Annotated in this window: 14 protein-coding genes; 7 read left to right on the top strand and 7 right to left on the bottom strand. The window is 44.3% G+C overall.

The features are described 5' to 3' along the window. Positions 1-102: 102 nt before the first annotated feature. Both ssb and K6Y31_RS05610 read right to left on the bottom strand, forming a co-directional pair. On the bottom strand, positions 103-735 hold the full coding sequence (gene ssb, locus K6Y31_RS05615) for a single-stranded DNA-binding protein (RefSeq protein ID WP_233051845.1): 633 nt from the start codon (positions 733-735) through the stop codon (positions 103-105). A 14-nt stretch (positions 736-749) separates the two neighbouring features. Further along, positions 750-2120: an MFS transporter gene (locus tag K6Y31_RS05610; RefSeq protein ID WP_233051844.1), complete on the bottom strand. Its 1371-nt coding sequence runs from the start codon at positions 2118-2120 to the stop codon at positions 750-752. A 298-nt stretch (positions 2121-2418) separates the two neighbouring features. On the opposite strand from K6Y31_RS05610, the gene K6Y31_RS05605 reads away from it, so the two are divergent. The 7 genes from K6Y31_RS05605 to bfr (K6Y31_RS05570) all read left to right on the top strand — a co-directional run bounded on the left by K6Y31_RS05605 (position 2419) and on the right by bfr (K6Y31_RS05570) (position 10824). Then, positions 2419-3057: a LuxR C-terminal-related transcriptional regulator gene (locus tag K6Y31_RS05605; protein ID WP_233051843.1), complete on the top strand. Its 639-nt coding sequence runs from the start codon at positions 2419-2421 to the stop codon at positions 3055-3057. Positions 3058-3183: 126 nt separating this feature from the next. Beyond that, positions 3184-6009, top strand: coding sequence for an excinuclease ABC subunit UvrA (gene uvrA, locus K6Y31_RS05600; protein ID WP_233051842.1), 2826 nt, complete (start codon positions 3184-3186; stop codon positions 6007-6009). A 16-nt stretch (positions 6010-6025) separates the two neighbouring features. Next, the gene (locus K6Y31_RS05595) at positions 6026-7777 is read left to right on the top strand and encodes a PglL family O-oligosaccharyltransferase (protein ID WP_233051841.1); all 1752 of its coding nucleotides are present in this window, start codon (positions 6026-6028) and stop codon (positions 7775-7777) included. Between the two features lie 83 nt (positions 7778-7860). Beyond that, positions 7861-8490, top strand: a complete 630-nt coding sequence (locus K6Y31_RS22295) for a transglycosylase SLT domain-containing protein (protein WP_345790236.1) — start codon at positions 7861-7863, stop codon at positions 8488-8490. 157 nt (positions 8491-8647) lie between these two features. After that, positions 8648-9679 carry a 2,3,4,5-tetrahydropyridine-2,6-dicarboxylate N-succinyltransferase gene (dapD, locus tag K6Y31_RS05580; protein ID WP_233051840.1) on the top strand — a complete coding sequence of 344 codons (1032 nt, stop codon included), beginning with the start codon at positions 8648-8650 and terminating at the stop codon, positions 9677-9679. A gap of 199 nt (positions 9680-9878) precedes the next feature. After that, positions 9879-10349: a bacterioferritin gene (gene bfr / locus K6Y31_RS05575; RefSeq protein WP_233051839.1), complete on the top strand. Its 471-nt coding sequence runs from the start codon at positions 9879-9881 to the stop codon at positions 10347-10349. Between the two features lies 1 nt (position 10350). Continuing rightward, positions 10351-10824: a bacterioferritin gene (gene bfr, locus K6Y31_RS05570; RefSeq protein WP_233051838.1), complete on the top strand. Its 474-nt coding sequence runs from the start codon at positions 10351-10353 to the stop codon at positions 10822-10824. A gap of 41 nt (positions 10825-10865) precedes the next feature. On the opposite strand, the gene rplQ is transcribed toward bfr (K6Y31_RS05570), so the two are convergent. The 5 genes from rplQ to rpsM are packed head-to-tail and all read right to left on the bottom strand — an operon-like array spanning position 10866 to position 13717. Beyond that, entirely contained in the window at positions 10866-11258 is a 393-nt protein-coding gene (gene rplQ / locus K6Y31_RS05565; RefSeq protein WP_232800684.1) for a 50S ribosomal protein L17, read from the bottom strand. A 42-nt stretch (positions 11259-11300) separates the two neighbouring features. Further along, positions 11301-12287 carry a DNA-directed RNA polymerase subunit alpha gene (locus K6Y31_RS05560; protein WP_232800685.1) on the bottom strand — a complete coding sequence of 329 codons (987 nt, stop codon included), beginning with the start codon at positions 12285-12287 and terminating at the stop codon, positions 11301-11303. A gap of 24 nt (positions 12288-12311) precedes the next feature. Further along, on the bottom strand, positions 12312-12932 hold the full coding sequence (rpsD, locus tag K6Y31_RS05555; protein WP_232800686.1) for a 30S ribosomal protein S4: 621 nt from the start codon (positions 12930-12932) through the stop codon (positions 12312-12314). A gap of 28 nt (positions 12933-12960) precedes the next feature. Continuing rightward, positions 12961-13350 carry a 30S ribosomal protein S11 gene (gene rpsK / locus K6Y31_RS05550; RefSeq protein WP_232800687.1) on the bottom strand — a complete coding sequence of 130 codons (390 nt, stop codon included), beginning with the start codon at positions 13348-13350 and terminating at the stop codon, positions 12961-12963. A gap of 10 nt (positions 13351-13360) precedes the next feature. Then, a complete protein-coding gene (gene rpsM, locus K6Y31_RS05545; RefSeq protein ID WP_233051837.1) occupies positions 13361-13717 on the bottom strand; it encodes a 30S ribosomal protein S13 in 357 nt (118 codons plus the stop codon). Between the last annotated feature and the right edge of the window lie 26 nt (positions 13718-13743).

Raw genomic sequence — 13743 nt, 5'->3', positions numbered from 1 at the left:
TCACAACTAATCAATATCTAGCACCGGCCATAACCATGAAAAAAGGGTCTGTAAAAACAGACCCTTAATATTCTTTATCAAAAATTACTATTTATGTATGGCCTAAAAAGGAATATCGTCATCAAAGTCCATTGGCGGCTCATTGTAGGTTGGCTGTGACGCCGGTTTTTGCTGTTGTGGCGCTTGCGCTGGCGGTGCTTGATTATAAGCTGGCTGTTGCGGCGCTTGAGCAGGAGCAACATTTGGCTGCTGTGGTTGACCCCAACTCTGTTGTGGTTGTGGCTGACCTTGTGGTTGTCCGCCGCCTTGTGGTGCACCGTAGCCACCTTGTTGTCCGCCTTGACCGCCATAATTACCTTGGCCACCACCTTGTTGACCGCCTTGGCGACCACCTAGCATTTGCATTACACCACTGTAGCCTTGCACCACAATTTCAGTGGTAAAACGATCTTGGCCTTGTTGGTCCTGCCATTTGCGAGTCTGTAATTGGCCTTCAATATAAACTTGTGAACCCTTACGCAGATATTCACCCGCGACTTCGGCCAATTTACCGAACAAAGATACGCGATGCCACTCAGTCTTTTCGCGCTGCTCACCGCTGGTTTTATCACGCCATGACTCAGACGTGGCAATCGTAATGTTAGCAACCGCACCACCATTAGGTAGGTAGCGAACCTCAGGATCTTGACCTAAGTTGCCAACCAAAATAACTTTGTTCACTCCACGAGTGGCCATAATCTTAACTCCCGTTAATTAACACACTTAATCAGCTTATGGGCCTGATTAAGTTCAAACTCTGTATGTTTTACTTTGAGATAAACTACACGCTCATTAGGCACAACTACAGCTTCGAGCACCCCAGCCAAATGCGTTAATTGACTAGCTAACTGCTCAGCTTGTTGCGTCTCCATGAGGTTAATACTTAATACATGATTGCGAATTTGGCTAGGGTTACTCATGCCAAATGCAATGACCAACCAGCATAACATTAAACAGCCAATAAAAATAAATAAACCTTGTTCGCCGAAATAATTATAAGCAGTTCCTCCGGCAACGCCGCCCAAAAAAGCGCCTAAAAACTGGCTAGTAGAGTAGATGCCCATGGCCGAGCCTTTTGCTCCTGCTGGAGCCAACATGGAGATAAACGCCGGCAACGAGGCTTCTAAAAAATTAAATGCGGTAAAATATAAAAATACCGCCAGCAATATTAACCATAGCGGCATATTTGAATTTGCCAATAAAAATAGGCTCGCCGCCATTAGCGCAATCGAGAACAAAAAGAACTGCTTATTCTTTTGCTTACGAGCACCAATAATCAACATTGGAATAATGAATATAAAGGAAAGGATTAGGGCGGGGAAATACAATAACCAGTGCTGAGTCACCTCCACCCCCGCGGCAACCAATTTAAGTGGCAGCACCACAAACATCGCGGTCAATGTTAAATGCAGAACAAAAATTCCCGCATCTAAGCGCAACAATTCCGGCTTACGTAGCAGCTTACCGAGTAACTGAGGGACTGCCACCGTCTCACCTGCGGGCGCCTTATGCACCACATCAGGTACGGCATACTTAACAATAATCAACCCCAGGATCGCCATCAAAGCGGTAAAATAGAATAACCCAGATAAGCCAATAAACTGGGTCACAATCGGGCCAACCACCATCGCAACGGCGAAAGCCAAACCTATGCATACCCCTATGGTTGCCATCACCTTGGGTCGCTGCTCTTCTCGGCTTGAATCGGCGGCAAGGGCTAAAATAGCACTGGCGATAGCCCCTAACCCTTGCACCGCTCGACCTAAAGCCACGCCATAAACGGAGTCAGACATGGCAGCAATCACACTACCAATAGCAAAAATGATCAGTCCAAGAAAGATGACAGGCTTACGACCAATACGATCTGACAACATCCCCATCGGAATTTGAAACAGCGCTTGAGTTAGACCATAAGCACCGATAGCCAAACCAACCCAAAGTGGCGAGTAGCCATCAAGCGCTTTACCGTAGTAAGCAAACACTGGCATGATCATAAACAGGCCCAACATTCTTAGGCCAAAAACGACGGCTAAGGAAATAGATGCTCGCTTTTCGGTGGCATTTAATGCACTTTGACTCATTAGGCTTGTCTGGCTGCTAAAATAGGCGGGGATGATAACATGATAGAAAACAAAAACGAAAACCCTTGGTCTGGGTCAAAACAGAGATAATAATGGTATTGTTCGTATAAAAAACACCTAACATTTGTCAAAAATAATTAATTTATGTAATCTAAATCGATATAAATAAGCCTAATAACAAAGCGCTAGTCGCTTTTTATAACTAACATCTTAGTGCTAATGCTTTTTTAATGCTTCACTTATTTTTGATAGATGTATTAGTCTAGTCGCGCTGAAAAGCTATCAGGGAATAACTTTAATGAACAAAAAACAGCATTTATTTTTAATTTCAGAAGACTCCATCGAGTCTTCTGCCCTGGTTCATTTTCTAAAGTTAAAACTGGCAGTGGACGTTGAATTAATCAGTACCCCCGAACAACTGAGTATTACTCAAGATGTGGATACTGAGTATTTCTTTCTTGCAAATTTGCAATATATTTCGAGAGCAAACGAACAAGATTGGCATCACGAAATTAATCAATGGACCATCAATACCAGCATTATTCTTTTCAATACTGACCCAGAGTTAGAAACACACTTGCTACAAGCTTGGCCGTTGTGTGCAGGAATTTTCCAAAAATCGGCCGATCAAGAGCAGCTTATCAAAGGCATAAAATGTGTCTTTGCTGGCGAATATTGGTTTAGTCGCTCCACTATGACCTCACAACTTGCCACGTTGCGCACTCGGCTTCACCGCCAGTACCAGCCATACGCTAAGTTAACCAGTCGTGAGGTGGAAATATTAAAACAAGTAATGACAGGGGCGTCGAATATGCAAATTGCCGACAACCTGTTTCTCAGTGAACACACCGTTAAATCACATTTATATAATGTGTTTAAGAAGCTTAAAGTCAAAAACAGGCTACAAGCTGTTAGCTGGGCAAGAGAATACATTTAAGCTACACCGCTTTTTAGCCAATATAAAAGCCAGCAAGGATGCTGGCTTTTCTTATTCTAACTGTCTATTCATACAGTTAATACTGTGCGATACTCACCACTTTGATTTTGTTTACAGAGTGGCAACATGGATAACATTGAAGTCAGAGGCGCGCGTACTCATAACCTTAAAAACATTAATTTAACTATTCCCCGCGATAAGTTAGTGGTGATCACTGGGCTATCTGGCTCAGGTAAATCTTCTCTCGCCTTTGATACCTTGTACGCAGAAGGTCAACGTCGATACGTTGAGTCGCTCTCGGCCTATGCGCGTCAGTTTCTATCATTAATGGAAAAACCCGATGTAGACCATATTGAAGGTCTCTCCCCCGCCATCTCTATTGAACAAAAATCAACGTCACACAACCCACGCTCAACAGTCGGTACCATTACCGAAATTTATGACTACCTGCGCTTGCTCTATGCTCGAGTCGGCGAGCCGCGCTGCCCAACTCATGATATTACGTTAAACGCACAAACTATTAGCCAAATGGTCGACAAGGTACTTGAATTGCCAGTAGGCAGTAAGCTGATGTTGTTGGCGCCGGTGGTAAAAGAGCGTAAAGGCGAGCATGTAAAAACCCTGCAAGGTTTAGCGGCGCAAGGTTTTATTCGCGCTCGGATTGATGGCGAAGTATGTGATTTGTCGGATCCTCCGCCCCTAGACTTACATAAAAAACACACCATAGAAGTCGTTGTCGATCGCTTCAAAGTGCGTGATGACATGCAGTTGCGTCTAGCGGAGTCATTTGAAACCACTTTAGGTTTATCAGGTGGCACAGCTGTCATTGGTTGGATGGATAAAGCCGAGCACGAAGAAATTATTTTTTCGGCTAACTTTGCTTGCCCGCAATGTGGTTACAGTATGCAAGAGCTTGAGCCACGGATCTTTTCTTTCAACAACCCCGCCGGCGCTTGTAGCTCTTGCGACGGCTTAGGTGTAAAACAATTCTTTGATAGTGAGCGAGTACTTACTGAGCCGAAGAAAAGTTTAACCAATGGCGCTGTAAAAGGCTGGGACAAAAAGAATTTTTACTACTTCCAGATGCTTACTTCACTCGCTGATCACTATGGCTTTGATATCAACACTCCTTTTCAAGATCTTGATCAAGAGGCGCAACAAGCGGTGCTGCATGGCAGTGGCCGCAGCGAAATTGAATTCAAATACATGAACGACCGCGGCGATGTTGTGGTTAGGAAACATCCGTTTGAAGGCATCATTCCAAACATGCAACGCCGTTACAAAGATACCGAATCCAATGCGGTACGCGAAGAGCTCGCCAAATACCTCAACAGCCAGCCCTGCCCTAGCTGTCACGGCAGCCGTTTACGTGAAGAAGCGCGTCACGTTTTTGTCAATGACACAAACTTGCCACAGGTGGCCAATATGTCCATCGGTGAGGCCACTGATTTTTTTACTAGCCTTACCCTAACAGGGCAGAAAGCTCAAATTGCCGAGAAAATTTTAAAAGAAATCGTCGAGCGGCTAAGTTTCTTAGTCAATGTTGGCTTAAATTATCTCAGCTTAGAGCGCAGCGCCGACACCTTATCGGGCGGAGAGGCACAGCGGATCCGTTTAGCCAGTCAAATTGGTGCAGGATTAGTTGGCGTGATGTATGTCCTCGATGAACCTTCTATTGGCTTACATCAGCGCGATAATGAGCGCTTACTGGGCACGCTTAATCATCTACGAGATCTGGGTAATACCGTGATTGTGGTAGAGCATGATGAAGATGCCATTCGCACTGCTGATTACATCATTGATATCGGCCCGGGCGCGGGTGTCCATGGCGGTAATGTCATTGCCCAAGGCAGTTATGAAGATATTCTTAACAGTGAGGGGTCACTCACCGCTGACTATTTAAGTGGCCGCAAGTCTATTGCGATCCCCGATAAACGCACTGCATTAACCAAAAAGTGGGTCAAGCTAAAGGGAGCAAGTGGCAATAACCTGAAAGATGTCAATCTAGAAATACCTGTGGGTGTAATGACCTGTGTCACTGGCGTATCCGGCTCAGGTAAATCAACGTTAATCAACGACACCTTCTACCGCATTGCACAAAAAGAACTTAACAATGCGAGCTTAAACACCCCAGCGCCTTATAAAAGTATTTCAGGCTTGCAACACCTTGATAAAGTGGTCGATATAGATCAAAGCCCGATCGGCCGTACACCGCGTTCTAATCCTGCTACTTACACCGGTATTTTCACTGGCATTCGGGATTTATTTGCTGGTACCCAAGAAGCGCGCAGCCGCGGCTATAAACCGGGACGGTTTAGTTTTAACGTTAAAGGTGGTCGCTGTGAAGCTTGTCAGGGCGATGGCGTGATAAAAGTGGAGATGCACTTCTTACCTGACGTTTACGTGCCTTGTGATGTTTGTGCCGGTAAACGCTACAACCGCGAGACCTTAGAAGTGAAGTACAAAGGCAAAAACATTAACGAAGTGCTTAACATGACGGTGGAAGATGCTCTGGAGTTCTTCACAGCAGTGCCTGCAATGAATCGTAAGCTACAAACATTACTTGATGTGGGGCTTAGCTATATTTGCCTTGGCCAAGCTGCTACCACGCTATCAGGTGGCGAAGCGCAACGAGTGAAGCTGGCTAAAGAGTTATCCAAACGCAGTACTGGCAAAACCTTGTATATTCTCGATGAGCCTACCACGGGTTTACATTTTCATGATATAAAGCACTTGCTCGAAGTTTTGAATAAACTTAGAGATCAAGGCAATACAATTGTTATTATCGAACACAACCTCGATGTCATAAAAACTGCCGACTGGATCGTAGATTTAGGCCCGGAAGGTGGCAGTGGCGGCGGCGAAATATTAGTCTGCGGCAGGCCAGAAGATATCTGCCAAGAAACACGTAGTCACACAGCGACATTTTTAGCGCCACTACTAAAGAAATAAGGAATACCAAGCCCTCATGGATCAGTCTCGCTCACGCCTAAATATCACCTTTACCGTGGTATTTGCCCTATTTTGCTTGATAGGCATGCATTACTTTCAGCATAACCAAGGCGGAGCGGGTTTAGATCTACCAATGAACCCCGTGGCATGGTGTTTTATATCTATTTTGATAGGGCTAGGGCTGTGGCAAATCAGCATCGCACAAACCATACGGTATGATTTGATGTCCATGGCAGGTTTTATTGCGTTTGCATTGCTCGTGATACCGGTATTTTACCCCAATGGTTTTTTTGCTGATGCCAGTTATGGCCGACTGTTTGGCTTTATCGGTGGGATATTACTCTTATTCGCCATGCAGCAACTCAATCTAAGCAAACAAAATTGGTTGTTGTTATTATTTTTGATTGTTTGCGCTGGCTTTATTCAAAATATCTATAGCCTGACTCAAATGTACTTGCTCAAACCGGGGAATATACTCGGCTTTGATGTCAACTATGGCCGCCCTTACGGCATATTTCAGCAACCCAATGTTTTAGCAAGCTTTACCGCAACGAGTTTATTACTTTCCTGTTATCTTGTTCAGAAATTGCCCCCAAAAGGTCGACCTGCGCTAACGGCATTTTTACTCGCGCAGTGTTTTTTATCGGCTTGGGTGATCTATATCAGCGCTTCCAGAACCGGCTATTTAGGCGCTGTAATCGGGCTTGTTTTAATCGCCCCTTGGTTGCTTCAACAATCTAAAAAACGTTTTTCTTGGGTCATCATTGCAATCGCCCTCGGCCTGTCAACGCACTTTATAATCAGTGATGGTAGCGTATCTCGCAATAAAGAAGAGCTAGCCAAAGCTGGCGCAAGAGCGCTGCAATACGAACAAAGCTGGCACATGATGCTAGAAAAACCCCTTACTGGTTGGGGCTACGGTAATTTCGAAAACAGCTTTCTGACTAATCGTGCAGAGCGGATTCAAGCGGAGGGAGTACCATTTGTTCTAGAAAATCTAACGCATCCCCATAATGAACTGATGTATTGGGGCGTTGAAGGTGGCATTGTACCGTTACTGGGCCTACTCATCTTAGCTATAACCTTCATATATCTACTTAGTCGCTTTCAGTGGCGTAAAGCGCTGGCATTTTTGGCCCTTGTTTTTCCGCTCACCCTCCACAGTCAAACTGAGTATCCTTTTTATCACGCCGCTGCAACTTGGTTTATTTTCATCGTATTAGTCGCCTATATTAGCCACAAAGGGCGGCTGCAAAAGGAAATCATTTTTCGCCCTTATCTATTAGTAAAGTGTAACGCGATTCTGATCCCATTGCTTACTTGTGCCTTTATGATAACTGCTGTGCAAACGAACTATCTGGTGACTAAATTTGAGCGCTCAGGTAGAACCGATATTGATCTTTTGATGCAGGTCGTTAACCCCTTAGCATTAACCACTCGGCTTGAGTTCAATATCTTCACATTACGCATGCTGGTTGGAGAGAAATTAAACAAGCCTGAAGAGCTAGAGGCTTACGTTACTTGGGCCAGTGAATTTGTTAAACACACTCCAAGGGCCAATATTTACTATAATCTGGCTTATGCATACCGCTTACTTAACCAAGAGCAAAAATCACAAGCAGTCATCGAGTACGCTCGGTTTTTATACCCCAACAATGAACTACTTAAAACGGACTTAGCAGAGGTGATGCGAGACGTAGAAAAAGCCCCCTCTGAAGTTGTAGAGATGCTGGGCACCGTGAGTAAGGCTGAACCTGTAATAAACTGAGAAGTAATTGTCATATCGGCGTAAAATTTGCTTCAATTCTAGCAATGGGTATTTGGGCTGGTTTTTGCTTACGAGGAATCAATGTGTATAGAATATTTCTGACGTTTACATTATGGTTTAGCCTATTTATCCCCACTGCCAACGCGGATGTTTATATGTGGGTGGACAGCAATGGCACTACGCATTTTGCGCAGAAGAAGTTAAATAAAAACTATACCTTATTGATGCGTACGCCGAAAAAAACCACCCCAGCAAGCTTTGGTAATTGGGTCGATAAGCCCGCGAAACGAGTTAAAATTTACAAAGTGAACAAGAAGCTGCGCCAGCATTATCACCCGACTATTGTTGATGTAGCCTCGCGCCACCAATTAGAGCCGGCATTGCTCCATGCGGTTATCAGTGCTGAATCGGGCTATAATCCACAAGCCGTTTCACGCGCGGGTGCGGTTGGTATGATGCAACTGATGCCTGGCACCGCGAAAATGCTTGGCGTCACCAATAGCTACGACGTGGTGCAGAATATGGAAGGCGGCGCAAAATACCTTAGACGCTTACTAAACCAATATAATAATAAGAAATTGGCACTAGCTGCATACAATGCCGGTCCCGGGGCAGTAAAAAAATACAATAATCAAATTCCACCTTATAAAGAAACGCAGAATTATGTCAAAAAAGTGATGCAGTATTACGAGACTTATCGTCAAAACATGTAGCTCTATCTTAGTCCGTCAAGATAATGCCGATTAATTCAGCTAAACACTTCAATTGTGTTAACCAGATCATTATTATGTACCCCTACTATAAAAATTAACCCTTCGTTTTGCAGTCCAATTTTTGCAATTCATCATTTTCTTTGGAGAAGTACTTAACATGGCGAGTTTTTCATTAGCGTTCGGTAGCGCAACAAAAAATAGCAGCGGAAAAATTATCGAAGCTTTCTTCCCTAACCCGGTTCTAAGCCCAAGTGCAGATCTTGTTGCAGCGTTAACACCAGTGGTTGAATATCAAGGCGGCAACGAAGTTTTTGAGATAAACTCAGAGCAAAGTAAGGTGTTAGCAGGCGCATTTAACCAAGCTGGCGACGAGAAGAATGCTAAGTTTGCACAACAGGCAGCGAGCTCAGCACAGCCTTTGGTGTTAGTTATTTTAGCAACCGATGAGAAACCAGCAAGCGTCGCGGAAGGTTTCTTAAAGTTACAACTATTGTCACATCGCTTAGTTAAACCACATGGCTTGGTACTGGATGGCATTTTTGGCCTACTACATAACATCGCATGGACTAACGAAGGCCCGATAGATCTGCCTGAGTTAGCAGATCGCCAAATTGAAGCACGCCTCTCAGGACGCACACTAACCGTAAACTGTGTAGACAAATTTCCGAAAATGACCGATTACGTGGTACCTAGTGGCGTGCGCATTGCACATACAGCACGGGTGCGTTTAGGTGCACACATAGGTGAAGGTACTACGGTTATGCATGAAGGCTTTGTTAACTTCAATGCCGGTACAGAGGCTGTTAGCATGGTAGAAGGTCGTATCTCTGCTGGCGTAATGGTTGGGAATGGCAGTGACGTTGGCGGCGGCGCGTCTATCATGGGCACACTAAGTGGTGGCGGTAGCGTTGTTGTCTCTATTGGTGAAAACAGCCTACTAGGCGCCAATGCTGGACTGGGCTTCCCACTGGGCGATCGCTGCACACTAGAGTCAGGTTTATACGTCACTGCAGGAACCAAGGTAACAATGCTCGATGCAAGTGGAAATGAGGTTGAAGTAGTAAAAGCGCGTGAACTATCTGGTAAAAGCGATTTATTATTCCGCCGCAACTCAGTAACCGGCAAAATCGAATGTTTGACTAATAAGTCTGCAGTTGAGCTTAATTCTGAACTACATAGCAACAACTAACAAAATTAGCCATGTAGCGCCTCTACATGGCTTTTCTTCCCGCTTCTAAAAACAAATAAAAACACCTCTCAATATCAGTACTACCTCATTGAATTTATTAGATATATTAAATATTTTCTATATATCGAAATAGACTTGCAGAATTATTTATTTGTACCAAGATAAATTGACACAGATCAATTTAGACTTGGAGAGAAAAATGAAAGGCAATAGTAAAGTCCTGCCAGAACTGAATAAAATCCTCACCTTAGAACTAACTTCCATCAACCAGTATTTCCTGCATGCCCGGATGTTTAAAAATTGGGGTCTAGCTGAGCTCGATGAAAAAGACTATAAAAAGTCGATTAAAGACATGAAGCAAGCTGATGAACTCATCGAACGTATTCTGTTTCTAGAAGGTCTGCCTAACTTACAACAACTCAGTAAACTAAGAATTGGCGAGCATACCGAAGAGATGCTGGTATGCGATATGACATTTCAAAATGAGCAAATAGCCGCCTTACGTACTGCAATCGAGTTATGTGAGAATGAGCAAGATTACATCAGCCGCGAGCTATTAGAGGACATACTTGAATATGAAGAAGCGCACCTCGACTGGATAGAGTCACAACAGTTTTTAATCCAGGCGACAGGCATCGAAAATTATCAACAATCTATGATGGAGAGCTAACATGCTAGGTAAACAAGTCGTTATCGACCACCTCAATAAGCAACTTACCCTTGAGCTAACCTCAATGGATCAGTATCTCGCGCACTCAAAGATGTATGAGGACTGGGGCATCAATAAGCTCCACGAAAAATTAGCGCACGAGTATGAAGAAGAGCTAGAGCATGCGCAAAAACTGATTGAGCGGATCCTATTTCTCGAAGGCACGCCAGACACAGCATCAAGAATGGCGATTCATATTGGTTCAAACGTTGAGGAAATGCTTAAGAATGATCTTGCTGCAGAGTATACGGTAGCGAATAGCCTTCGAGAGATCATCGGCATTTGCGAAAAAGAACAGGATTATGTAACTAGAGATATTTTGACGAAGCTACTTGATGACACTGAAATGGATCATATTTATTGGCTGGAACAACATTTAGGTCTGATTGAGCGTATCGGGCTACAAAATTATGTACAGTCACAGATGGGAAGCTAAATAAATAGGGTAAAAAAGGCCGGGTAAACCCGGCCATTTTTTTATTCTTCTGCAGCGTCTTCTACTGCTTCAACAACTGGGCGTTCAACCAGCTCGATGTATGCCATAGGAGCATTATCACCAGCACGGAAGCCACATTTTAGGATACGAGTGTAGCCACCTGGGCGAGACTCGTAACGTGGACCCAATTCATTGAATAATTTGCCTACAACGCTATTATCACGTGTGCGGGCAAATGCTAAACGACGGTTAGCAACACTGTCTTGTTTAGCTAGTGTAATTAATGGTTCAACTACACGACGAAGTTCTTTAGCTTTAGGCAAGGTTGTTTTGATAACTTCATGAGTTACCAACGAGCTTGCCATGTTACGAAACATAGCCTGACGATGACTGCTGTTTCGGTTAAGTTGACGTCCACTCTTGCGATGGCGCATAACCTAATCCTTCTAACTAATACGTTAACTCAGTAAATCTGATTATTCGTCAGCAATACTTGCTGGCGGCCAATTTTCAAGGCGCATGCCCAGAGATAAACCACGTGATGCCAATACATCCTTAATTTCAGTCAGAGACTTCTTACCAAGGTTTGGCGTTTTCAATAGTTCAACTTCGGTACGCTGTACCAGATCACCGATGTAATGGATCGATTCTGCTTTCAAACAGTTAGCAGAACGAACCGTTAGCTCTAGATCATCTACGGGACGAAGCAGGATTGGATCGAACTCAGGCTTCTCTTCTTTCTCTTCTGGCTCAGTTACATCACGAAGATCTACAAACGCATCTAGCTGTTCAGCTAAAATTGTAGCAGAGCGACGAATCGCTTCTTCAGGATCTAAAGTGCCATTAGTTTCCATGTCGATGACTAGTTTGTCTAAATCAGTACGTTGTTCTACGCGAGCAGCCTCAACACTGTAAGCAATACGCTCAACAGGGCTGTATGCCGCATCGACAAGTAAACGACCGATAGGACGCTCTTCATCTTCTGAATGGACACGAATTGAAGCTGGTACGTAACCGCGACCACGTTGAACTCGGATGCGCATGCTAATGTCAGCATTGCTAGTCAAAGTACAAATAACGTGCTCTGGGTTAACTATCTCCACATCACCATCATGGGTGATGTCTCCCGCTAGTACAGGGCCTTCACCAGACTTTGTAAGCGTTAGCAGTGCTTCATCTTTACCTTCCAGCTTAACTGCAAGGCCTTTAAGATTAAGTAGGATTTCAAGAACATCTTCTTGAACGCCTTCCTTAGTACTGTATTCATGCATTACACCGTCGATTTCAACTTCAGTCACTGCACAACCTGGCATAGATGAAAGTAGAATGCGACGTAAAGCGTTACCTAAAGTATGGCCGAAACCACGCTCTAAAGGCTCGAGTGTAACTCGTGCACGATTAGCGGTAACCTGCTCGATGTCAACTAGTCTAGGTTTAAGAAATTCAGTTACAGAACCCTGCATTATGTCCTCTCTTAGCAGTTAACTTTACTTAGAGTAAAGTTCGACGATCAGCTGTTCGTTAATGTCCGCAGACAAATCAGAACGTTCTGGATAGCGCTTAAAAGTGCCTTCCATCTTGTTAGTGTCAACTTCTACCCAAGTAGGAAGTTCACGCTGTTGAGCGATTTCTAGAGCCGCTTTAATACGAGCTTGACTCTTAGCTTTTTCGCGAACGCTGATAACGTCGTTTGGTTTAACGTTGTACGATGGAATGTTTACCACTTTACCATTTACTAGGATAGCTTTATGGCTAACTAGTTGGCGAGATTCTGCGCGAGTAGAACCAAGACCGAAACGGTATACAACATTATCTAGACGACTTTCAAGAAGTTGTAGCAGGTTTGAACCTGTAGCACCTTTTAAACGTGCAGCTTCTTTGTAGTAGTTACGGAATTGCTTTTCTAGTACGCCATACATACGACGAACTTTTTGCTTTTCACGTAATTGTAAACCGTAGTCAGATAGACGAGGTTTACGTGCACCATGTACACCAGGTGCATTATCAATCTTACACTTAGAGTCGATCGCACGAACACCAGACTTCAAAAATAGGTCGGTGCCTTCACGACGGCTAAGTTTGAGCTTAGGCCCAATATATCTTGCCATTTTCTTTCTCCAACAGGTCTAAAAAACGTTATACACGACGTTTCTTAGGTGGACGACAACCGTTGTGTGGAATCGGAGTCACATCAGTAATATTAGTGATGCGGAAACCCGCTGCGTTTAACGCACGGATTGAAGACTCACGACCCGGACCAGGACCCTTAACGAAAACTTCTACGTTTTTCAGTCCATACTCTTTTGCAGCTTCGGCAGCGCGCTCAGAAGCGACCTGCGCAGCAAATGGAGTTGACTTACGTGAACCACGGAAGCCAGAACCACCTGCAGTAGCCCAAGAAAGAGCATTACCTTGACGATCGGTGATGGTAACGATTGTGTTGTTGAAAGATGCATGGATATGAGCCATGCCGTCAGCAACCTGCTTTTTGACGCGCTTACGAGCGCGAGTTGGAGCTTTAGCCATTACTTAACCCCTACTTCTTAATCGGTTTACGTGGGCCTTTACGAGTACGAGCATTCGTTTTAGAACGCTGTCCACGTACAGGCAAGCTGCGACGATGGCGAAGACCACGGTAACAACCAAGGTCCATTAGACGCTTGATGCTCATGGAAATTTCACGGCGTAAGTCACCCTCAACGGTAAACTTAGCTACTTCAGTACGAAGAGACTCAATTTGAGCTTCGTCTAATTCCTTGATCTTAACATTTTCTGCAATACCCGCTTCAGCACAAACTTTTTGTGCGCGAGTTTTACCGATACCATAAATCGCAGTTAAGGCGATTACAGCATGCTTCTGATCAGGAATGTTAATGCCAGCGATACGGGCCACTATGCACTCCTAGTATTAATTAAAGG

Origin of the sequence: Motilimonas cestriensis, assembly GCF_021295315.1 — a bacterium.
Classification (GTDB): Bacteria; Pseudomonadota; Gammaproteobacteria; order Enterobacterales; family CBDFNC01; genus Motilimonas; species Motilimonas cestriensis.
The sequence above is the reverse complement of the archived record's forward strand: the minus strand, read 5'-3'. Positions and strand labels throughout refer to the sequence as shown.

Coding starts and splice junctions, on each gene's coding strand:
- ssb (WP_233051845.1), bottom strand. CDS start 735: ATGGCCACTCGTGGAGTGAACAAAGTTATTTTGGTTGGCAACTTAGGT.
- K6Y31_RS05610 (WP_233051844.1), bottom strand. CDS start 2,120: ATGAGTCAAAGTGCATTAAATGCCACCGAAAAGCGAGCATCTATTTCC.
- K6Y31_RS05605 (WP_233051843.1), top strand. CDS start 2,419: ATGAACAAAAAACAGCATTTATTTTTAATTTCAGAAGACTCCATCGAG.
- uvrA (WP_233051842.1), top strand. CDS start 3,184: ATGGATAACATTGAAGTCAGAGGCGCGCGTACTCATAACCTTAAAAAC.
- K6Y31_RS05595 (WP_233051841.1), top strand. CDS start 6,026: ATGGATCAGTCTCGCTCACGCCTAAATATCACCTTTACCGTGGTATTT.
- dapD (WP_233051840.1), top strand. CDS start 8,648: ATGGCGAGTTTTTCATTAGCGTTCGGTAGCGCAACAAAAAATAGCAGC.
- bfr (WP_233051839.1), top strand. CDS start 9,879: ATGAAAGGCAATAGTAAAGTCCTGCCAGAACTGAATAAAATCCTCACC.
- bfr (WP_233051838.1), top strand. CDS start 10,351: ATGCTAGGTAAACAAGTCGTTATCGACCACCTCAATAAGCAACTTACC.
- rplQ (WP_232800684.1), bottom strand. CDS start 11,258: ATGCGCCATCGCAAGAGTGGACGTCAACTTAACCGAAACAGCAGTCAT.
- K6Y31_RS05560 (WP_232800685.1), bottom strand. CDS start 12,287: ATGCAGGGTTCTGTAACTGAATTTCTTAAACCTAGACTAGTTGACATC.
- rpsD (WP_232800686.1), bottom strand. CDS start 12,932: ATGGCAAGATATATTGGGCCTAAGCTCAAACTTAGCCGTCGTGAAGGC.
- rpsK (WP_232800687.1), bottom strand. CDS start 13,350: ATGGCTAAAGCTCCAACTCGCGCTCGTAAGCGCGTCAAAAAGCAGGTT.